General features: G+C 70.6%; 17 protein-coding genes and 2 tRNA genes. 9 read left to right on the top strand and 10 right to left on the bottom strand.

Annotation, left to right across the window (positions count from 1 at the left end):
* Window positions 1-3 precede the first annotated feature (3 nt).
* The 6 genes from ACFVYR_RS10055 to ACFVYR_RS10030 all read right to left on the bottom strand — a co-directional run bounded on the left by ACFVYR_RS10055 (window position 4) and on the right by ACFVYR_RS10030 (window position 3,846).
* Window positions 4-76: transfer RNA gene (locus ACFVYR_RS10055), tRNA-Glu, on the bottom strand.
* A 55-nt stretch (window positions 77-131) separates the two neighbouring features.
* Window positions 132-203: transfer RNA gene (locus tag ACFVYR_RS10050), tRNA-Gln, on the bottom strand.
* Between the two features lie 86 nt (window positions 204-289).
* Window positions 290-1,018: an HAD family hydrolase gene (locus ACFVYR_RS10045; protein WP_384249917.1), complete on the bottom strand. Its 729-nt coding sequence runs from the start codon at window positions 1,016-1,018 to the stop codon at window positions 290-292.
* Between the two features lie 236 nt (window positions 1,019-1,254).
* On the bottom strand, window positions 1,255-2,733 hold the full coding sequence (gene gltX / locus ACFVYR_RS10040) for a glutamate--tRNA ligase (RefSeq protein ID WP_384249914.1): 1,479 nt from the start codon (window positions 2,731-2,733) through the stop codon (window positions 1,255-1,257).
* Window positions 2,726-3,514 carry a fumarylacetoacetate hydrolase family protein gene (locus ACFVYR_RS10035; RefSeq protein WP_384249912.1) on the bottom strand — a complete coding sequence of 263 codons (789 nt, stop codon included), beginning with the start codon at window positions 3,512-3,514 and terminating at the stop codon, window positions 2,726-2,728. Before ACFVYR_RS10035 ends, gltX begins: the two co-directional genes overlap by 8 nt.
* Window positions 3,515-3,645: 131 nt before the next feature.
* Window positions 3,646-3,846 carry a hypothetical protein gene (locus tag ACFVYR_RS10030; protein ID WP_389611587.1) on the bottom strand — a complete coding sequence of 67 codons (201 nt, stop codon included), beginning with the start codon at window positions 3,844-3,846 and terminating at the stop codon, window positions 3,646-3,648.
* A gap of 572 nt (window positions 3,847-4,418) precedes the next feature.
* Here ACFVYR_RS10030 and ACFVYR_RS10025 point away from each other — a divergent pair.
* The 8 genes from ACFVYR_RS10025 (at window position 4,419) to ACFVYR_RS09990 (ending at window position 15,172) form a co-directional block, all read left to right on the top strand.
* Window positions 4,419-8,426 carry a nitrate- and nitrite sensing domain-containing protein gene (locus ACFVYR_RS10025; RefSeq protein ID WP_384249907.1) on the top strand — a complete coding sequence of 1,336 codons (4,008 nt, stop codon included), beginning with the start codon at window positions 4,419-4,421 and terminating at the stop codon, window positions 8,424-8,426.
* A gap of 9 nt (window positions 8,427-8,435) precedes the next feature.
* Entirely contained in the window at window positions 8,436-8,849 is a 414-nt protein-coding gene (locus tag ACFVYR_RS10020) for a roadblock/LC7 domain-containing protein (RefSeq protein WP_030787430.1), read from the top strand.
* A gap of 141 nt (window positions 8,850-8,990) precedes the next feature.
* Window positions 8,991-9,392, top strand: a complete 402-nt coding sequence (locus ACFVYR_RS10015; RefSeq protein ID WP_384249904.1) for a DUF742 domain-containing protein — start codon at window positions 8,991-8,993, stop codon at window positions 9,390-9,392.
* On the top strand, window positions 9,373-9,963 hold the full coding sequence (locus ACFVYR_RS10010; protein WP_384249901.1) for an ATP/GTP-binding protein: 591 nt from the start codon (window positions 9,373-9,375) through the stop codon (window positions 9,961-9,963). Before ACFVYR_RS10015 ends, ACFVYR_RS10010 begins: the two co-directional genes overlap by 20 nt.
* A 339-nt stretch (window positions 9,964-10,302) precedes the next feature.
* On the top strand, window positions 10,303-13,497 hold the full coding sequence (locus ACFVYR_RS10005; RefSeq protein WP_384249898.1) for a nitrate- and nitrite sensing domain-containing protein: 3,195 nt from the start codon (window positions 10,303-10,305) through the stop codon (window positions 13,495-13,497).
* A 10-nt stretch (window positions 13,498-13,507) separates the two neighbouring features.
* A complete protein-coding gene (locus ACFVYR_RS10000; RefSeq protein ID WP_055564496.1) occupies window positions 13,508-13,921 on the top strand; it encodes a roadblock/LC7 domain-containing protein in 414 nt (137 codons plus the stop codon).
* Between the two features lie 95 nt (window positions 13,922-14,016).
* Window positions 14,017-14,607 (top strand): DUF742 domain-containing protein, encoded by a 591-nt coding sequence (locus ACFVYR_RS09995; RefSeq protein WP_384249894.1) that lies wholly within the window; start codon window positions 14,017-14,019, stop codon window positions 14,605-14,607.
* Window positions 14,588-15,172 carry an ATP/GTP-binding protein gene (locus ACFVYR_RS09990; protein WP_030361923.1) on the top strand — a complete coding sequence of 195 codons (585 nt, stop codon included), beginning with the start codon at window positions 14,588-14,590 and terminating at the stop codon, window positions 15,170-15,172. Before ACFVYR_RS09995 ends, ACFVYR_RS09990 begins: the two co-directional genes overlap by 20 nt.
* A 64-nt stretch (window positions 15,173-15,236) precedes the next feature.
* Here the strand turns inward: ACFVYR_RS09990 and ACFVYR_RS09985 are convergent, their stop codons facing one another.
* Window positions 15,237-15,632: a 4-oxalocrotonate tautomerase family protein gene (locus ACFVYR_RS09985; protein ID WP_384249891.1), complete on the bottom strand. Its 396-nt coding sequence runs from the start codon at window positions 15,630-15,632 to the stop codon at window positions 15,237-15,239.
* Window positions 15,633-15,747: 115 nt separating this feature from the next.
* Here ACFVYR_RS09985 and ACFVYR_RS09980 point away from each other — a divergent pair, with 115 nt between their 5' ends.
* Entirely contained in the window at window positions 15,748-16,635 is an 888-nt protein-coding gene (locus ACFVYR_RS09980) for a LysR family transcriptional regulator (RefSeq protein ID WP_384249888.1), read from the top strand.
* 64 nt (window positions 16,636-16,699) lie between these two features.
* Here the strand turns inward: ACFVYR_RS09980 and ACFVYR_RS09975 are convergent, their stop codons facing one another.
* The 3 genes from ACFVYR_RS09975 to ACFVYR_RS09965 form a co-directional block, all read right to left on the bottom strand.
* The gene (locus ACFVYR_RS09975) at window positions 16,700-16,894 is read right to left on the bottom strand and encodes an acyl-CoA carboxylase subunit epsilon (protein ID WP_384249885.1); all 195 of its coding nucleotides are present in this window, start codon (window positions 16,892-16,894) and stop codon (window positions 16,700-16,702) included.
* Window positions 16,895-16,943: 49 nt separating this feature from the next.
* Complete coding sequence (locus ACFVYR_RS09970; protein WP_384249881.1) at window positions 16,944-18,536, bottom strand: acyl-CoA carboxylase subunit beta; 1,593 nt, start codon at window positions 18,534-18,536, stop codon at window positions 16,944-16,946.
* Between the two features lie 185 nt (window positions 18,537-18,721).
* On the bottom strand, window positions 18,722-21,082 hold the full coding sequence (locus ACFVYR_RS09965; RefSeq protein ID WP_384249877.1) for a polysaccharide lyase 8 family protein: 2,361 nt from the start codon (window positions 21,080-21,082) through the stop codon (window positions 18,722-18,724).
* Between the last annotated feature and the right edge of the window lie 17 nt (window positions 21,083-21,099).

Here is a 21,099-nt window from a genome sequence, read left to right as displayed (position 1 = left end):
CTGTACCCCCGACCGGATTCGAACCGGCGCTACCGCCTTGAGAGGGCGGCGTGCTAGGCCGCTACACAACGGGGGCCTTGCGGATGCTGTGTCATTGAACGACACCCGCGGTTGCAGATGAGCTCTGCGAGCTGGCCTACCAGGACTCGAACCTAGACTAACGGAACCAGAAACCGTCGTGCTGCCAATTACACCATAGGCCATCAAAACGCAACCCCTTGCGGGGTTTTATTTGATGTGCGCTTCCCGGCCGGACCTTTCGGCCTTCTCGGGCGGCGCAGAAAGAACATTACCCGAAGGTGGACGGCGCTCCAAAACGGGTATCCGCACGCAGCAGCGCGGGGAGCTCGGAGAGACGCGAGATGCGGTGTACGCCCGCCGGGGCGTCCCGCGCCGAGCCGTCGCGGTCGAGCCAGATGCCGAGCAGACCGGCGTCCCGCGCCCCTCTCGCGTCGATCTCCGGCTGGTCGCCGACGTAGGCGATCTCGGCGGGCGCGAGGCCGAGCGTCGTGCAGACCGCGCCGAAGGCCTCCGCGGCGGGTTTGGAGAAGCCCAGGTCAGCGGCGCACAGGACCGCCTCGAAGTGGCTGCGGATGCCGAGGATGGTCAGCTTGCGGTCCTGGACGGCCAGGGCGGAGTTGGACAGGACCGCCTGGCGGTAGTCGCCGGCGAGGGCGTCCAGGGTGGGGAGGGTGTCGGGGAAGAGCGACCAGGCCGATTCGTAGTGACCGACGTAACGCGCGAACCAGGCGTCGGCGTCGGCGTCGGACAGCTCCGGGGCGTCGAGGAAGTCGCGTACGCGGTCGCGGCGCTGCTGCTCGAATGTCACTCCCCCGGCGCCGAAGCGGGCCCAGTGGCGCTCGGTGAGCCCCTTCCAGAGGTCGAGGGCGCGCTCGGCGGACTCGTACCGCTCAAGGAGCCCCTCGGCGCTGAGGTGGGCCCGCATACCGGTGGTGTCGGCGCGCGCGTAGTCGAAGATCGTGTCATCGATGTCCCAGACCACGGCTTTGATCGGCATGGCTTCGACGGTAACGCTCGCCGTCGGTTCCGGCTGGGGGTTCGGGGGTTCTCGACGGTAACGCTCGCCGTCCGTTCCGGCTGGGGGTTCGGGGGTTATCCCCCGATGAACGCAGTATCGATGTCCCAGACCACGGCTTTGATCGGCATGCCTTTGACGGTATGCGAAGGACCCGGAAGCCGGGAGGGCTTCCGGGTCCTTCGTGGACTTCCGGGTCCTTCGTGCAGGGATCTCGGCTACGCGGTCAGCTTCGCCAGGGCCGCGTCGATGCGGGAGAGCGCCTTCTCCTTGCCCAGGATCTCCATGGACTCGAAGAGGGGCAGGCCGACCGTGCGGCCGGTGACGGCGACGCGGACCGGGGCCTGGGCCTTGCCGAGCTTCAGGCCGTGCTCCTCGCCGGCGGCCAGGACGGCCTCCTTGAGGGACTCGGGGGAGGTCCAGTCGGCGGCGTCCAGCTTGGCGCGGGCCGTGCGCAGGAGCGCGTCGGAGCCTTCCTTCATGGCCTTCGTCCAGGAGGGCTCGTCGAAGACCGGCTCCGCGCGGAACAGGAAGTCGACGTTGGCCGTGATCTCCGAGAGGACCTTGAGGCGGGTCTGCGCGTGCGGCGCGATGGCCTGCCAGGCCGCCTCGTCGAACTCCTCGGGCGCCCAGTTGGCGTGCGGGGCCTTCAGCCAGGGCTCGCAGGCCTCGGCGAACGCCCGCACGTCCAGCATGCGGATGTGGTCGGCGTTGATCGCCTCGGCCTTCTTCAGGTCGAAGCGGGCCGGGTTGGCGTTCACGTCCGCGAGGTCGAACTTGGCGACCATGTCGGGGATCGAGAAGACGTCCTGGTCCGCGGAGAACGACCAGCCCAGGAGGGACAGGTAGTTCAGCAGGCCCTCGGGGAGGAAGCCGCGCTCGCGGTAGAGGTTCAGGGACGCCTGCGGGTCGCGCTTGCTCAGCTTCTTGTTGCCCTCGCCCATGACGTACGGGAGGTGGCCGAACTCGGGGATCGTCTTCGCGATGCCGAGCTCGATCAGCGCCTTGTAGAGCGCGATCTGGCGGGGCGTGGAGGAGAGCAGGTCCTCGCCGCGCAGGACGTGGGTGATCTCCATCAACGCGTCGTCGACCGGGTTGACCAGCGTGTACAGCGGGGCGCCGTTGGCGCGCACGATGCCGTAGTCGGTGACGTTCTCCGCCTGGACGGTGATCTCGCCGCGGACCAGGTCGGTGAAGGTGGTGGCCTCGTCGGGCATCCGGAAGCGGACGATGTGGCTGCGGCCCTCGGCCTCGTACGCCGTCTTCCGCTCGTCGGTGAGGTCGCGGCAGTGGCCGTCGTAGCCGGACGGCTTGCCGGCGGCGCGGGCGGCCTCGCGGCGGGCGTCCAGCTCCTCGGTGGTGCAGTAGCACGGGTAGGCGTTGCCGGCCGCGATGAGCTTCTCGGCGACGTCCTTGTAGATGTCCATGCGCTGCGACTGGCGGTACGGCGCGTGCGGGCCGCCGACCTCCGGACCCTCGTCCCAGTCGAAGCCCAGCCAGCGCATCGAGTCGAGGAGCTGCTCGTAGGACTCCTCCGAGTCGCGAGCCGCGTCGGTGTCCTCGATGCGGAAGACCAGGGAGCCCTCGTTGTGCCGGGCGTAGGCCCAGTTGAAGAGGGCGGTGCGGACCAGGCCCACGTGGGGGTTGCCGGTCGGCGAGGGACAGAACCGTACGCGTACGGGGGTCGCGTTAGCCACGCTTGATCACCTTGTTGGTGAGAGTGCCGATGCCTTCGATGGTGACGGCGACCTCGTCGCCGACGTTGAGGGGTCCGACGCCTGCCGGGGTGCCCGTGAGGATGACGTCGCCGGGGAGCAGCGTCATGGCCTCGGAGATGTTGACGATCAGGTCCTCGATGGAGTGGACCATCTCGCTGGTGCGGCCGAGCTGGCGCTGCGAGCCGTTGACCGTGCACTGGATGGTGAGGTCGCTCGGGTCGAGCTCGGTCTCCACCCAGGGGCCGAGCGGGCAGGCGCTGTCGAAGCCCTTGGCCCTGGCCCACTGCTTCTCGCGGCGCTGGACGTCACGCGCGGTGACGTCGTTGGCGCAGGTGTAGCCGAAGATCACGTCCTTGACCCGCTCGCGCGGGACCTCGCGGCACATGCGGCCGATGACCACGGCCAGCTCGGCCTCGTGGTGCAGCTCCTCGGAGAACGAGGGGTACGTGATGGCGTCACCGGTGCCGACCAGCGAGGTGGAGGGCTTGAGGAACGCGAAGGGGGTGTCGGGCACTTCATTGCCGAGCTCCGCCGCGTGCTCCCGGTAGTTGCGGCCGAAGGCGACGATCTTGTTGGGGAGCACGGGTGGCAGCAGGCGCACCTTGCTCAGCGGGACCTTGGTGCCGGACAGCTCGAAGTCGGCGTACGGGATGCCCTTGATGATGTCGAGGACGAGCTCGCCCTCCTTGCCGGGGGCGCTCTCCCCCTCGACCACGCCGTACCCGACATTGCCGTCGATGGAGAACCTGGCGATGCGCACGTGAGCCTTAGCCTCTTGAGGTGGGTGGGGTCTGACACTCCAGGCTAACGGGGGCCTGCGGCCTGCGGTGACGGTGTCGCCGTGCGGCGGTGACTTCGGCTCCGTCTGGCGCCGCTGCGCGGCTGGGAGTGTCAGGCGGCGCTCGGGGTCGGCTGCTCCGGTACGTCCATGAGGATCGTGCGCTTGGGGTTGGCCGTCTGGGCCGGGAGCTCGACGGCGTGCTCCGGCTGCTCGGGGGCGGCCTGGAAGTCGTCCGCGTCCGTGAGGTGCGCGAGCGTGGTGCGGCGCGGGTTGGCTATGTTGCGGAACATGGTGGACTTCACAGTCTTCATCTGCTGTTCGGACCCTGTCGTTCGGGCGTCGCGTGACGGACGCGGTTGTCGGATTCGCCATCCCTGTAAAGCGTCAGGCTAAACATCCAATTCCCGGCCAAAGTCCGGAAGACGCCATGATCTTCGTGTGAGTTTGCTCACGAGGGAGCGGGCAAATGGGTCAATTCCGGCCCGCGGCCAGTCAGTTGGAAACGGACATTGCGCCACTGAAGGCACCATTCCGCTCCTGATCATGAACACTGGGACACCCCCCGTCGGTAGCGGCTTTGTAGGCATCCGCCCGTTTTCACCTAGATCACTTTCTACGTCTCGTTACCCCGCACTCACAACGCGTCACGTAGGTCGTGGCGCGACACACGGGCCTTGTTGGAGGTCCGGCACTGTGCTGGAATTCCCGGGACCGCCGCGGGATCGAACCGGCGCGCAGGGGCGCAACGCAGCGCCGAGTGGCGGCGGGAAGGGGAAGCAGCGCCGGTCACTCACGACCACCCATGGGGCGCTCGCCGCCCCACGACGCCGACACCGTCCCGCCGTTATCCGGCAGGACGCCTGGTCCAGAGGTTGCGACGCTAGTGCAGGGACGTTTCAAGAGGGATGGCAAGGGGTCTCCCCAGGCCGACCACGGCCGAGGGAGTGCTCCGGCGGAGCCGGAGCGCGGCTCCTCGCCCCAGCACGCCCAGAGCCCCGCACCGGGTACGCCCGGCGACAGCGGCCTCGGCGCCGCGCGCCAGGGCACCGCGGGGAGCGGCACGGCGACCGCTCCGGCCAAGGGCAAGGGCAAGGGTTCGGCCGGCACCAAGACGCCCACCGGACCGGGCTCGCGAATAGCCCTGCGCAACTGGCGCATCTCGACCCGCCTGGTCTCGCTGCTCGCCCTCCCCGTGATCACCGCGACCTCGCTCGGCGCGCTCCGCATCAACTCGTCCCTGGACGAGATCCAGCAGCTCGACAACATGAAGCTGCTGACCGAGATGACCAAGCAGGCCACCGAGCTGGCCGCGGCGCTCCAGGAGGAGCGCGACAAGTCGGCGGGCCCCCTCGCCCACAACGCCGACGCCTCGGACTACACGGTCAAGGGAGCGCGCGAGAAGACCGACCGGGTCTACCGCAACTTCCTCCAGGGCACCCAGGACCTCAACGACACCGACGGCGAGAAGGGCCTCCTCGGCGTCCGGCACAGCGCGGTCCAGATCACCCAGCAGCTCCAGGGCATCAGCGACGTCCGCAAGAAGGCCTTCAAGGCCAAGGGCTCCACCTCGCAGACCGTCGAGGCCTACAGCCAGCTCGTCGAGCAGCTGCTCAAGCTCTCGCAGGACATGGCGCAGGCGACGAGCAACCCCGACATGATCCAGCGCACGCGTTCGCTGGCCGCCTTCTCCTCGGCCAAGGAGTACGCCTCCGTACAGCGCGCGATCATCGCCGCGGCGCTGCCGCCGAACGACAGCGAGTACGGCAAGATCTCCGAGACCGACCGCACCTTCGGCCTCAGCGCCAACGAAAAGGAGCGCTCGGAGCTCCAGACCTTCAGCAAGATCTACGCGGGCAACGCCGGTGAGCTGACCAAGCCCATCGACGGCGGCAACCCCGCGGTCAAGGCCGCCAACGAGTACGCCAAGCGCGTGCTCGAGCAGGAGGGCGGCATCAAGCTCCAGGACAAGCGGTCGTACAAGGACTGGGTCGACAACGACACCACCAAGATCGACGCGATGTCCAAGATCGAGCTGACGCTGCTCGGCGAGATGGAGCAGAAGGCCCGCGAGCTGCGCAACGAGGCCGAGCAGGAAGCCATCATCAACGGTGCGCTGATCCTGCTCGTGCTCGGCGTCTCGCTCGTCGGCGCGTTCGTCGTCACCCGGTCCATGATCCGCTCGCTGCGCAGGCTCCAGGACACCGCGACCAAGGTCGCCCAGGACCGCCTGCCCGAGCTGGTCAAGCAGCTCTCGGAGTCGGACCCGCAGGACGTCGACACCTCCGTCGAGTCCGTCGGTGTGCACTCCAGGGACGAGATCGGCCAGGTGGCCGCGGCCTTCGACGACGTGCACCGCGAGGCCGTCCGCCTCGCCGCCGAGCAGGCCCTCCTGCGGGGCAACGTCAACGCGATGTTCACCAACCTCTCGCGGCGTTCGCAGGGCCTCATCCAGCGCCAGCTCTCGCTCATCTCCGAGCTGGAGTCGCGCGAGGCCGACCCGGACCAGCTGTCCTCGCTGTTCAAGCTCGACCACCTCGCGACCCGCATGCGCCGTAACGGCGAGAACCTCCTCGTCCTCGCCGGTGAGGAGCCGGGCCGCCGCTGGACCCGGCCCGTCCCGCTCGTCGACGTGCTGCGTGCCGCCGCGTCCGAGGTGGAGCAGTACGAGCGCATCGAGCTCTCCTCGGTGCCCGCGACCGAGGTCGCCGGACGCGTCGTCAACGACCTCGTGCACCTCCTCGCCGAGCTGCTCGAGAACGCGACCTCGTTCTCCTCGCCGCAGACCAAGGTCAAGGTCACCGGTCACGCGCTGCCCGACGGCCGCGTGCTCATCGAGATCCACGACACCGGCATCGGCCTCTCGCCCGAGGACCTGGCTGCGATCAACGAGCGGCTCGCGTCGCCGCCCACCGTGGACGTCTCGGTCTCGCGCCGCATGGGTCTGTTCGTGGTCGGCCGTCTGTCGCAGCGCCACGGAATCCGCATCCAGCTCCGTCCTTCCGACTCCGGTGGTACGACCGCGCTGGTCATGCTCCCCGTCGACGTCGCCCAGGGCGGCAAGAAGATGCCGGGCAAGCCCGGCGCGCCCACTCCGACCGGTGGCCCCGCCGCGGCGCAGGCCGCCGCCGGTGCCGCGGCCGCGCGACGCGGTGTCGGCGCGGGCAACGGCGGTCCCGGTCTGACCGGTGGCCCCGGCCGCGGCGGTCCCGCGCTCGGCGGCGGCCCGGGAGCCGGTGGCCAGGGCGGTCCCGGGCTGCTCGGTGCCGGTGCGCCGCGTCAGCAGGTCGCGGGCTCCGGTCCGCGGGCCGCGCTGCCCTCCCGGGACACGGGCCAGGGCCAGGGCCAGTCCCAGGGGCCGGGCCGGGGTCAGGGTCAGGGTCAGGGTCAGCAGCGTCCTCCGGTCGCTCCGCAGGGCGGTCAGCCGCAGGGCGGTCAGCCGCAGGCGCCGCGGCGGGGTCGCGGTGCCAACGCGCCGCAGCCTCCGGTGCCCCAGCAGCGTACGAACGCCATGAATCCCCCCGCCGACTCCGGCGCGGGCAACGACCAGGCCGGCCAGGGCCGCAGGCCGCAGCTGCCGCCGCGCGGCGGCCCCCGTGCCGAGCTGCCCGGCGGCAACCCCGCGCCGAGCGCGCCCGGCGGCTACTCCGGTCCTCGCGTGCCCAGCTGGAGCGACGAGAACGCGCAGCCGCAGGTGGGGCGCGAGCCCTTCGACACCCCGCGCGGGCACGAAGAGCCCGAGTCCACCGGGCAGTTCCCCCAGGCCCCGGCCGACGACCGGCAGGGCCCCGGCTCCACCGCGGAGTTCCCCCGCCCCGACTTCGACGCTCCGCAGCCCGGCACGTCCGCGCCGCAGGGTGACGGATCCACCGGCCAGTTCGTCCGCTCGGACGTCTTCGGCGGCGGGCAGAACCCCGGCCAGAACGCCGGCCTGCCCACCGGGCAGAACGACTTCGGCCAGAACGCTTTCGGGCAGAACCAGCAGGGCCAGCAGGACCCGCAGGACCCGCAGGACCAGGCGAACGGTTCCGCGCAGCACGGCAATCGGGAGATGCCCGACTACACCGTGCCGCGTCCGCCGACCCCGCGCCGCGGCCAGGGCGACCCGAACCAGGGCATGCCGCAGCGGTCGCAGCGCTCGGCTCAGCAGCCGGGTCAGGCGCCGCAGCCCGGTCAGGCACCGCAGCAGAACCAGGCGCCGCAGCAGAACCAGCAGGCTCAGCAGCAGCTGCCGCCCTCCGCGCCCCTGCAGCCCGCGGAGCCCGAGCCGCTGCCCCCCGCGGGTCCCGGCGACGGACGCACGCCGCTCTTCGACACGCTGGAGACCAACTGGTTCCAGCAGCAGCAGAGCCAGCGGGCCGCCCAGCACCAGCAGGCCGCGCAGCAGCAGGACCAGAGCCAGCAGGCGGCACACCAGCAGCAGCACCAGCAGGAGGAGCAGAACCGGCAGGCCCGCGAGGCCGCGCCGCGCCCCGCTCCCGAGCCGGCGCGGCACCAGGCCCCCGAGCCGCCGCAGCGTCCGCTCCCCTCGCGCACCCCGCGCCAGGACCCGGCCGGTGCGCCCGTCGCCGCGGCCGGAGAGGGCACCAACGGCATGGGCGCGCCCGGCAACTGGCGCTCCTCCCCCAACGACGAGCTGGGCCGCCAGGCCGAGCGCGTCAGGCAGCCGTCCGCGGGCGGCATCACCACATCCGGACTGCCGCGCCGCGTCCCGCGGGCCAACCTGGTCGCGGGCACGGCCCAGCAACAGCAGGACAGCACAGGTCCGCAGGTCTCGCGTGCGCCCGAAGAGGTACGCGGCCGGCTGACGAATCTCCGTCGGGGCATCCAGCAGGGTCGCCAGGCCGGTACCGGCCAGACCGGCAGTTTCCCCACTCACCAGCAGGAGCGTTAGTTGAGTCCGATGAGCCAGGCGGCACAGAATCTGAACTGGTTGATCACCAACTTCGTGGACAACACCCCCGGGGTGTCCCACACGGTCGTGGTCTCCGCCGACGGCCTCCTTCTGGCCATGTCCGAGGGCTTCCCGCGCGACCGCGCCGACCAGCTCGCCGCGGTCGCCTCCGGGCTGACCTCACTCACCGCGGGCGCCTCCCGGATCTTCGAGGGCGGCACCGTCACCCAGACCGTGGTGGAGATGGAGCGGGGGTTCCTCTTCATCATGTCCGTCTCCGACGGTTCGTCCCTCGCGGTGCTCGCGCACCCCGAGTGCGACATCGGCCTCGTCGGGTACGAGATGGCCCTCCTCGTCGACCGCGCGGGCGCCGTCCTCACCCCGGACCTCCGCGCCGAGCTGCAGGGCAGCCTGCTCCACTAGCCCCGAGCACGCTCCGAAGTCCTACCCCTTCGGCCGCCCCACCGACCGAACGTACTGACCAACCGTCCGGCCGCCACACTGCCCCCACCGGCTCTGTCAGACGGCACACGCAGATGACCTGCTGTCCCGCCCGGAGGATCCATGACCCCGCCCACCGCCTCTCACAACCCGTACGGGGACGCTTCGTACGGAATGGAGGGCGACCAGCCGCTGGTGCGTCCCTACGCGATGACCGGCGGCCGGACCAGGCCCCGTTACCAGCTCGCCATCGAGGCGCTGGTGAGCACGACGGCCGACCCGGCCCAGCTGATGGGGCTGCTCCCCGAGCACCAGCGGATCTGCCACCTGTGCCGTGAGGTCAAGTCGGTGGCCGAGGTCTCGGCGCTCCTGTCGATGCCGCTCGGCGTGGCCCGGATCCTCGTGGCGGACCTGGCCGAGGCCGGGCTCGTCGCGATCCATCAGCCCGGCGGCGACGAGACCGCCGGCGGCCAGCCTGCCGTGACACTGCTCGAAAGGGTGCTCAGTGGACTTCGCAAGCTCTAGCGGTACGGGCACGGACACGGCCCGTTCCACCACCTCCGCGAAGATCGTGGTGGCGGGCGGCTTCGGCGTGGGCAAGACCACGTTCGTCGGGGCGGTCTCCGAGATCAACCCGCTGCGCACCGAGGCCGTCATGACGTCCGCGTCCGCGGGCATCGACGACCTGACCCACACCGGGGACAAGACGACGACCACCGTCGCCATGGACTTCGGCCGCATCACCCTGGACCAGGACCTGATCCTGTACCTCTTCGGTACGCCGGGCCAGGACCGCTTCTGGTTCATGTGGGACGACCTCGTCCGCGGCGCCATCGGCGCGGTCGTGCTCGTGGACACCCGCCGCCTCGCCGACTGCTTCCCCGCCGTCGACTACTTCGAGAACTCCGGGCTCCCCTTCGTCATCGCCCTCAACGGCTTCGACGGCCACCAGCCGTACACCCCCGACGAGGTACGCGAGGCACTCCAGATCGGGGACGGCACGCCGATCATCACGACCGACGCGCGACACCGTGCGGACGCAAAGAGTGGCTTGATCACATTGGTTGAACACGCACTTATGGCACGTCTCAAGTAACCAGGTCCGTACGGTAGTTGCCGTAGCCCACTTGGAGTGATCTGTGTCCTTTGACACGGCCGCGAGCCGTGTTCATAACGTTTCGACAGAGAATTGCCCGGCGGCGGCCACGCGTCGCGGTCACCTGGTGTCGCTGTGCTCACAAGAGCCCCGCCTTTTGGCGGGGCTCGCTCTTTATGACCGATTTATCTTGGGCTTACATCACGGGGCGTCACCGCATCCCACTGTTTGGAAGAGCAGCCCCTGACGTGCTGGAATGCGCTGAACTGCCCAGTAGCACGGGCCTTGGAGACGACAGCGGCACGACGTGAGTGCCGCCGCCGAGAGGTTGTTGGTCGAGTGAGGCGAAGCAAGCCGAGCCCCGCGGCATCCCCCACGGGGGACACCCGGGGCAACTTCACCCCGCCGCCGCGCACAGCGGCGTCCCCCGCCGACATGGCCGCCGCGCCAGGAAACGAGCCCCCGGTCGCCTCCGGTGGACGGATGTCCCCCCGCAACTGGCGTGTGCCGACCCGGCTGAACGCGATCCTGCTCATACCCGTGCTCGTCGGCCTCGTCATGGGCGGCTTCCAGGTGAAGGGCTCCATCGACACCTGGAGCGAGGCGCAGGACGCCGAGAACACGGCCCGTCTCGTGCGGGCCTCCCTCGACTACGGCAACCGTCTCATCGAGGAACGCGACATCACCGCCGCTCCGCTGCTGAGCGGCAAGCGGAACGACCCGGCCGTCGTCAAGGCGCGCAAGGCCACCGACCAGGCCGCCGCCGATTTCAAGGCCGCCGCCGAGAACATGCCCGACAAGGAAGGCCTCAACCGCCGCCTGGAGGGCTTTCGCAAGGTCGAGCCGAAGCTCGTGCCGCTGCGCCAGGCCGCGTACACCACCAGGCTTCCCGGTGTGCAGACCGAAGAGGGCTACGTCGCCATCCAGCACCCGCTGATGGAGTTCGCCAACGAGCTCGGCCTGGGCACCGGCAACATCACCAGCTACGGCCGGACCGTCTACGCGATCTCCCTCTCCAAGGCCGCGCTCTCCCTTGAGCGGTCCATCGGCACCCATCTGCTGGTCAAGCCGGGCCCCGGCACCGGTTCGCTGACGTTGCAGCGCACCTCTCTCGCGTCGTACGCCTACCTCGAGCGCATCGCCATCGAGGAGTACACCGGCGGTGGCACCCCCGAGGACGTCGCCAAGCTGGAGGACGCCAGGAAGGAGCTGACGGCCGCCGGCGAGAAGCAGGCCAAGCAGGCCGCCGCCGACGCCAAGGCCGAGGGCAAGACCTTCGTCCCGCCGCCCTCGCAGGACAAGATGGTCGCGGCCCTCGCCACCCTGCCGAGCACCCAGCCGAGCGCCCGCGTCACGCTGGCCGGCAAGGGCATCACCCGCCAGGCCTGGTGGGCCACCACCACCGCCAAGGTCGACGCGTACCGCACCATCGAGTCGGACCTCGCCGACAAGGCCGTGGACGAGGCGTCCGACATCGCCGCCACCGCGCAGCGCAACGCGTACATCACCGGCGCCATCGTCGTCCTCGCGCTGCTCGCCGCCTTCATCCTGGCCGGGCTCATGGCCCGCCAGATGTCCAAGGCGATGCGCCAGCTGCGTACCGCCGCCTTCGGCATCGCCGAGCAGCGGCTCCCGATGCTGGTCGACCAGCTGTCGCGCACCGACCCGGGCCGGGTCGACACCCGTGTGCAGCCCATCCCGATCTCCACCACGGACGAGATCGGCGAGGTCGCCCGCGCCTTCGACCAGGTGCACCGCGAGGCCGTCCGGCTCGCCGCCGAGCAGGCGCTGCTCCGCGGCAACATCAACGCGATCTTCACCAACCTCTCGCGCCGCAACCAGTCGCTGATCGAGGGCCAGCTGACTCTCATCACCGACCTGGAGAACAACGAGGCCGACCCGGACCAGCTGGAGAACCTCTTCCGCCTGGACCACCTGGCGACCCGTATGCGCCGCAACGGCGAGAACCTCCTCGTCCTCTCCGGCGAGGAGCCCGGCCGCCGCTGGGACCAGCCGGTTCCGCTGGTGGACGTGTTGCGCGCCGCCTCCTCCGAGGTGGAGCAGTACGAGCGCATCGAGCTCTCCGGCGTACCGGAGGCCGAGATCCACGGCCTGGCCGTGACCGACCTCGTGCACCTGCTCGCCGAGCTCCTGGAGAACGCGACCACGTTCTCCTCGCCGCAGACCAAGGTCCGGGTCACCGCGACCCGGCTGCCCGACGGCCGCATCATGGTCGAGATCCACGACAAGGGCATCGGCCTCACCGCCGAGGACTTCGCGGACATCAACCACAAGCTGGCCAACCCGCCGACCGTGGACGCCGCGATCTCGCAGCGCATGGGCCTGTTCGTGGTCGGCCGGCTCTCCGACCGGCACGGCATCCGCGTACAGCTGCGCCCCTCGGGCGAGCAGGCGGGCACGACGTCGCTCGTCATGCTGCCGGACGCGATCACGCACGGTGGTGGCGGCGACCAGTCCCCGCACGACAACGAGTTCACCGTCTCCTCGATCATCCCGGAGCAGCAGGCCCTGGCGCCCGAGCCGCTGCGCACGGCCGCCGAGCTCGGCTTCGACGACAGCCGCTACCACGGTGACGGCTCCGAGGCGCAGCCCGAACTCGACCCGGTCGGCCGCTCCCTGATGCGTGAGGAGCGCCGCGCGGCGCTGGAGGCGCAGGCCCAGCAGGCCGACGGCCGCCCGCTCTTCCGCGACGAGGTGGCACCGCAGCAGCACCAGCAGCCCCAGCAGGGCGGCTACGAGCAGCAGGCCCCCGCGTACGATCAGGGCCAGGGTCAGGGCCAGGGTTACGAGAACGAGCAGTACGCCACCGGCCAGTACAACGACCCGCAGTACAGCGACCCGCAGTACGGAGACGGGCAGTACGCCGACCCGCAGTACGCGGGTGACGGTTACCGGGACGAGCAGTACGCGGCCGAGCAGTACACGACGGGGCAGTACCCGGCCCAGCCCTCCCAGGACGGCTACCAGGACCCGCAGATCTCCTATCCGGAGCGCTCCGGTCAGGACGACTGGCCCAGCGCGGACGGCTATCAGCCCGAGTACGGCCAGGAAGCGGAGTCTGCCTCACCGGCCCACGCGGGCGAGGCCGAGCGCGTAGGCTTCGACCGGCCGGGACCGACTCCTTCGGTCGTCCACGACACGACCGACGCGGGTCTGCCCCGCAGGGGCTCCGCCGCCGCGAACGGGAACGGCAGTTCCCCCGCCGAGAGCGAGGGCAAGGACGACTGGCGTTCGTCCAACGACGAGCGCTGGCAGCGCGCCGAGCGCCTCAAGGAGCCGAAGGCGGGCGGGATCACCCCGTCCGGGCTCCCGCGGCGGGTGCCCAAGGCCAACCTGGTCGAGGGCACCGCGGAACAGACCCCACAGGGCGGCCCCCAGGTCTCCCGCGACCCCGAGGAAGTACGGGGCAGGCTGAGCAACCTGCGCCGCGGCGTCCAGCGGGGCCGCACCGCAGGCAGTGACACGAATGGCCAGGGCTTCAGCCCTGATAGCACCTACAACCAGGAGCGTTAGTGTGAGCCCGATGAGCCAGGCGGCACAGAACCTGAACTGGTTGATCACCAACTTCGTGGACAACACCCCCGGGGTGTCCCACACAGTGGTGGTCTCCGCCGACGGACTCCTTCTGGCGATGTCCGAAGGCTTCCCCCGCGACCGCGCCGACCAGCTCGCGGCCGTCGCCTCGGGTCTGACCTCGCTGACCGCCGGGGCCTCCCGGATCTTCGAGGGCGGCTCCGTGACCCAGACCGTTGTGGAGATGGAGCGAGGATTTCTCTTCATCATGTCCATCTCCGACGGCTCCTCGCTCGCCGTTCTCGCCCACCCGGATGCGGACATCGGTCTCGTTGGGTACGAAATGGCACTTCTTGTCGATCGCGCGGGCACGGTCCTCACTCCGGACCTGCGCGCCGAGCTCCAGGGGAGCCTTCTCAACTAACAGACAGACGGTGCGTTTTCGTGTCCCGTGCCCGTAAGGTTTCGGGACGCGGCTCCACAGTGATGGTGCCCGGCACAGTTGGAGGAGGAAGCAACGTGGCAACACCCCCAGACGGTTCGTCATCGGCGAACTGGTCCCCTGGTCACGGCCAGGGCGGCCAGCACGACGGCGGTCCGAACAGGTACAACTTCCCCTCCGCGCCGAGCCACCGCCGCCAGCCCTACGCGCAGCCCCAGCAGCCGGGACCGCGCCCGTACGACCAGGGCACCCCGGCGCACGCGCCCCGTATCCAGCCCGTGCACCCCCAGCGGCGCGCCCCCGAACCGGCGCCCGCGGGGTCGGCGCACAACCCCCTGGTGCGCCCGTACGCCATGACGGGCGGCCGCACCAGGCCCCGCTACCAGCTCGCCATTGAGGCGCTGGTGCACACCACCGCACAACCGCATCAGTTGCAGGGCCAGTTGCCCGAGCATCAGCGCATCTGCAACCTGTGCCGCGAGATCAAGTCAGTCGCCGAGGTCTCGGCGCTGCTCTCCATCCCCCTCGGCGTCGCCCGGATCCTCGTAGCCGACCTGGCGGAGGCCGGACTTGTCGCCATCCATCAGCCCGGCGGCGACGAGACCGCCGGCGGCCAGCCAGACGTGACACTGCTCGAAAGGGTGCTCAGTGGACTTCGCAAGCTCTAGCGGCGGAGCAACAGCCCGCTCCACCACCAGCGCGAAAATCGTGGTGGCGGGCGGCTTCGGCGTGGGCAAGACCACGTTCGTCGGGGCGGTCTCTGAGATCAACCCGCTGCGCACCGAGGCCGTCATGACGTCCGCGTCCGCGGGCATCGACGACCTGACCCACACCGGGGACAAGACCACCACGACGGTGGCCATGGACTTCGGCCGCATCACCCTGGACCAGGACCTGATCCTGTACCTCTTCGGTACGCCGGGCCAGGACCGCTTCTGGTTCATGTGGGACGACCTCGTCCGCGGCGCCATCGGCGCGGTCGTGCTCGTGGACACCCGCCGCCTCGCCGACTGCTTCCCCGCCGTCGACTACTTCGAGAACTCCGGGCTCCCCTTCGTCATCGCCCTCAACGGCTTCGACGGCCACCAGCCGTACACCCCCGACGAGGTACGCGAGGCACTGCAGATCGGCCCGGACACCCCCATCATCACCACGGACGCGCGCCACCGCGCGGACGCGAAGAGCGCGCTGATCACGCTGGTCGAGCACGCGCTGATGGCGCGCCTTCGGTAGCGGTCCTTCCCACCTTTGCCCGTACGCGGATGTGGGCCCGCGCGCTTCGGCGTGCGGGCCCCTGTCAGTTCCCGCGGTAGTGCTCGAACTGGGTCACGCCCTGGTAGCCGTAGCTCTCCGGGTGCAGTTCGTGCAGGGCGACGCCGCCCCGGGCGAGCGGACCGAGCAGCCGCGAGAGGAACGCGTTGGCCTCGCTGACGAACGCCGCCTTCTCGGCCGCGCTGTTCGTGCCCGCGGTGATGCTGACTTCCAGATGGGCGTCCCGGGCGCCTTCGGCTCCGGCAAGGGGTTTTCCGGCCACGTAGTAGCGCTCCGCGGGGACGAGGTCGAGGTGGACGATGGTCCGCGCGGCGGACTTGCCGAGCGCGGAGACCGCCAGGCGGGTCAGCCCCTCGGCGAGCGACTGCTGCACGTCGGCGGAGAGTTCGGGGTCGGTGACGGTGGCCCTGATGTGGGGCATGGCGCTCCTTCGCGTGGGGTTCGGTGTACGCCGGACCGGCGGCACGGAGCAACCCTCGCCCGGCCGGGCATGATTGATCCAACGCATAGCTGTCATAGCCATATGAGGCCGCCTCATGACCGTGAACCTCCCGCAGCTCAGGGCCTTTCTCGCCGTCGTCGACACGGGCGGCTTCAGTGCGGCCGCCGCCGACCTCGGCATGAGCCAGTCGGCGGTGTCGCACGCCGTGGCCTCCCTCGAACGTGAGCTGGCGGGACCGCTGCTCGTGCGGGCTTCCCCGGCGCGGGCGACGGCGCTCGGCGAACGCGTCCTGCCGTACGCCCGCAGCGCGCTGTCGGCGGTCCGTTCCGTCGAGGAGATCGCGGCGGACGCGAGCCGCACGCTGACCGGCACGGTGCGGCTCGCCGCGACGCCCACGGTCTGCCAGGGCCTGCTGCCCGGCCTGCTGCGGCACTGGCGGGAGAGCAGTCCACGCGTCACGGTGCGGGTCTTCGAGGGCGACAGCGCCGAGGTCGCCGAGTGGCTGGAGAACGGCACGGCCGACGCGGGCGTGCTGATCGACCCGCCGCCGGGCCCCGGCACCCGGCTCGCGGTGGACGGCTACCGTGCCCTGCTCCCCCGCGACCACCCGCTGGCGGGCGAGCCCGCCGTCGACCTCGGCGATCTGGAGGACGACGACTTCCTGCTGTCGCCGGGCGGCTGCGAGGACCGGCTCCGCGCGCTGCACGGCCGCGCAGGGCTGCCGCTCGCCCCGGCGCACCGCGTACGCGACCTCGCCACCCTGATCAGCATGGTCCAGGCAGGCCTCGGCGTGACCGTCCTTTCCGAGGTCTCCCGCTCACTGGTCCCGCCCGACCTGGTGCTGCTGCCGGTGACTCCGCCGGTCTCACGCCGGCTGGTGCTGTCGGGACCGCGGGGCCGCGTATGGCATCCGGCGGTCGGACCGCTGGCGGAGTCGGCGGCGGCCCACCTGTCCCGTCCCGGCCGTGAGCCCGCCCGGTAGGAACGCACGCGGGCCCCGCCCTCCCGAAGGAGAACGGGGCCCGAAGTCAGGAGAGCCGAAGCGCTCAGCCCTGCCAGCTGTGCGGGGCGCGGAAGCCCGGGGTGCGCTCCAGGCGGCGCCAGCCGGCCTTGTCACGGCCGCGGCGCGCGGGGGCGGCGGCGGGCTGAGCGGCGGCGCGGGCCAGCAGGATCGCGGTGATGGCCGCGACCTCCTCGGGCTCGGCGTGGCCCTTCTCGACGCGGATGTCTGGGGTGGTCATCTGCAGCGTTCTCCTTGTGGGCTACTGCGGTGCAGGAACGGACCTGCTGCTACTGCGGGGGGTTGCCGTGCTTACGCGAGGGCAGGTCGGCGTGCTTGTTGCGGAGCATCGCGAGGGACTTGATGAGGACCTCGCGGGTCTCGGCCGGGTCGATGACGTCGTCGACCAGACCGCGCTCGGCGGCGTAGTAGGGGTGCATCAGCTCGGCCTTGTACTCCTTGACCATGCGCGTCCGCATCGCCTCGGGGTCCTCCGCGGCCGCGATCTGCCGACGGAAGATCACGTTCGCGGCGCCCTCGGCGCCCATGACCGCGATCTCGTTGGTGGGCCAGGCGTAGGTGAGGTCGGCGCCGATGGACTGGCTGTCCATGACGATGTAGGCGCCGCCGTAGGCCTTGCGCAGGATCAGCGAGATCCGCGGGACCGTGGCGTTGCAGTACGCGTACAGCAGTTTCGCGCCGTGCCTGATGATGCCGCCGTGCTCCTGGTCGACGCCGGGCAGGAAGCCCGGGACGTCCAGGAGGGTGAGGATCGGGATATTGAAAGCATCGCACATCTGCACGAAGCGGGCGGCCTTTTCCGAGGCCTCGATGTCCAGGACACCGGCCAGGGCCTGCGGCTGGTTGGCGACGATGCCGACGACCTTGCCGTCGAGGCGGGCCAGGGCGCAGATGATGTTGCGCGCCCAGCGCTCGTGGACCTCCAGGTAGTCGCCGTCGTCGACGAGCTCCTCGATGACCTTGGTCATGTCGTACGGCCGGTTGCCGTCCGCCGGGACCAGGTCGAGCAGGACGTCCGAGCGGCGCTCGGCCGGGTCCTCCGACTCGTGCGCCGGCGGGTTCTCCCGGTTGTTGGAGGGGAGCATCGAGATCAGGTAGCGGACCTCGGCGAGGCAGGTCTCCTCGTCGTCGTAGGCGAAGTGGCAGACGCCCGACGTCTCGGCGTGCACGTCGGCGCCGCCCAGGCCGTTCTGGGTGATCTCCTCGCCGGTCACCGCGCGGACCACGTCCGGCCCCGTGATGAACATCTGCGAGGTCTCGCGGACCATGAACACGAAGTCGGTCAGCGCCGGCGAGTAGGCCGCGCCGCCCGCGCACGGGCCGAGCATGACCGAGATCTGCGGGATGACGCCCGAGGCCTTGGTGTTGCGCTGGAAGATGCCGCCGTACCCGGCGAGCGCCGAGACGCCCTCCTGGATACGGGCGCCCGCGCCGTCGTTCAGGGAGACCAGCGGGGCACCGGCCGCGATGGCCATGTCCATGATCTTGTGGATCTTGGTGGCGTGCGCCTCGCCGAGGGCGCCTCCGAAGATCCGGAAGTCGTGGGCGTAGACGAAGACCGTGCGGCCCTCCACCGTGCCCCAGCCGGTGATGACACCGTCCGTGTACGGCTTCTTGGCCTCCAGGCCGAAACCGGTCGCCCGGTGCCTGCGCAACTGCTCGACCTCGTTGAACGAGTCCGGGTCGAGGAGCAGCTCGATCCGCTCACGGGCGGTCAGCTTGCCCTTGGCGTGCTGCGCCTCGGTCGCCTTCTCGCTCGGTCCGCGCAGCGCCTCCGCACGGATCTCGTGCAGTTCGGCCACGCGGCCACGCGAGCCGGTGGGCTCGCCGTCAGAGGAAGCGGTCTCGTCCAAAACGGTCATGTAGCGACCTTACGGAGCGCGCCCGGGGAAAGGGACCGTCGACTCCTCACAGTCTCCGGGCCGTTTTCCTGGCACCCCCGGACAGAAGAGAGGCCCGGCGACGAAGAAGTGACGGCTCACAGCGGCCCCCGCTGTAGGGGTTCCACAAAGGGAAGGCCGTCCCGCATTTCCCGCGGCGACCTGCGTCAACCCAGGACCACCTCACATCGATGGCTCATACAGGCAGTGCCCGGCGTGATCCGCAGCCGCAAGGCGCTTCCCGTGGCGAGAACCTCCACCGATGGGTCCTTGTCCACCACTCGGGAGACGGGCCGGTTCCAGGTGAATTCCACGGAATCTCCAGTTCGCGGCGGCTCGCTCACCCGAACCGTAGCGCTTCTCCCCCTGCGCCGGACGAGCACGCTCGCGGGCGCGGTGACGGCGAGCGGTCCGGCCCGCCCTGCCCGCCAGAAGTTGGCGGCCGTCAGACCGAGCGAATCGACGGCCACGGCCTGGACCTCCGCCGAATTGGCGAGGACCGACAACCAGCGGCGGTCGGCCGCACGGGCCGCCAGGGCGCGGCGCGAGGCCCCGGGCATCAGGACATAGGCGTACGTCGCGTCCGTGGGGTCCGTGCCGTGGTCGAGCCAGAGCGTCTGCCAGCGCCGGGTCCGCCGCTCCGTGGAGCTGGTGGTGTTGATGTCGGACCAGGCGCCCGTGCGGTCCTCGCGCAGGGTGCGCAGCCGGGACGTACCGCCGGGGAAGACCCAGCCGCCGTGCCCTTCGAGGTGGGCCCAGCGCGGGTTCGGACGGTCGTCGAGGGTGAAGGCCGCGGTACCGGCCTCGCCGAGGTTGCGGTTGTCGACGACGCTCTCCACGGGGACGCCGTCGGCGGCGGTGATGCCCGCGCCCAGGCAGATCACGGCGTCCGCGGCGCAGAACCACGACTTGCGGGCCCGCAGCGTGGAGCCGAGGCCCCTGACGTGCTGGCCGACGGCCGCGAACTCGCCGTCGGTCGCGCCGCCCACCCAGCTCGCGGCGGGCCTGGACGCGCCCCACTCGCCGCCCGCCCTGTCGGGGAGCCGCTTGGTGGAGACGGTGGTGCCGGGCAGCCGGTAGGGGTCGACGGTCGGCCAGAACCAGTCCGTGTACTGGTCGCTGCGCCGGCCTGCGGCCCACCACAGGAGCATCCCCGCGCCCGTGTGCCAGCCGCGGGGATTCTCGCCGTTGCCGCACTCGTAGTACGCGATCCGCTCCGAGGCCATGGAGAGGTTCGCGGTGAAGCCGGGGCGCCGGTGCACCGCGCGGTCCATGGCGGGAAACAGCCGGTGCTCCACCGGTTCGGGCGCCGCCGTCACGCCGGAGTCCGCGACCGCGTGCAGCCGGGCGAGATCGGCGACCCCGAGCTGCCGGGCGCCGAGGATCGGCGTGACGGTGTCCCGCTCGATCCACCCCTTGATGCGCCCGTACCAGCGCTCACGCTCGGCCGCGCTCGCGCCGCCCGCGAGCAGCGCCATGGCGGCGATGAGACCCTGCCCGTGGAAGTGGTCGCTGCGCATGATCTTGCGGTCGTCGCTCTTGAGGTAGCCGCGGCTGACGGCGCGGCCGTTGACGCTGTCCATCATGAGGCCGTCGACGATCAGGGGCGCGTACGCCCGCTCGACGCTGTCGAGGATGATCTGCTTCTTCGGGTCGGTGACGGCCCAGGATGACCCGGCGAGCAGCGCGAAGAGCCTGCCGAGACCGTCGAGCATGACTTGCCCGTACGTTCCCGAGTAGGCGACCCAGGCGTGCTGGATGAACGAGCCGTCCGCGTAGAGGCCGTCTCCCTTGGTGACGTGGGGGAAGACAGGTGAGAGCGCGTCGCGGGCGAGGGCGATCTTGGCCGGGGCCCTGCCCAGGACGCCGCGCAGGGCGACGGAGCGGCACAGGTCGACGCGGTTGGCGCCGGTCGATGTGCCGGTGTAGTCGCCGATCGCGGAGTCGGGGACGAAGTGGTCGACGGCGGCGAAGGCCTTCTCCCTGCGGTCCGCGCCGAGCTCGTCGTGGAGGGCCGCCACGATGTCCATGAGCAGTCGCGGGCTGCCGATCTGCCACTCCCACCAGTTTCCATAGCGGGTGGTGGCGGGATGGTAGACGGTGGCGGCGACGTGGTCGAGGCCGCGCAGGATGTCGGTGAGTAGTCCGGCGTCGCCCGTCGATCCGGTGCCTTCGCAGACGTACGCCTGGGTCATCGTCCACAGCCTGCTGTAGCTGAGGGTGATGCCGGACGGTGGGTCGAACGGGGCGTCGGGCCAGAGCGACGCGGCGGCGGGGGCCATGGCCGTGCGGAAGGTGCGGGCGAGGTCGCCGGTCTCCTTGAGCCGGAAGGCGTACGGCTCGTCGGCGGGGTCGTAGCCGGTGCCGAGGGAGATCTCCAGCCAGCGTTCGCGCAGGACCGTGAACTCGTCGGCCGTTTCGGCGGCGGATGCCGGGGGCGGCAGGGTCAGCATGGTGGTTGCTCCGGCTCCGGTGGCGGCGACGCTGAAAGCGGTTGCTGCCAAGAAGGTGCGGCGGGTTGGCGTCATGCGTCAGGGGTGTATCA

The sequence above is a fragment of the Streptomyces sp. NPDC058284 genome (genome assembly GCF_042881135.1).
Lineage (GTDB): Bacteria > Actinomycetota > Actinomycetes > Streptomycetales > Streptomycetaceae > Streptomyces.
Note: the sequence above shows the minus strand (reverse complement) of the source record. Positions and strands in the feature narration are given on the sequence as shown.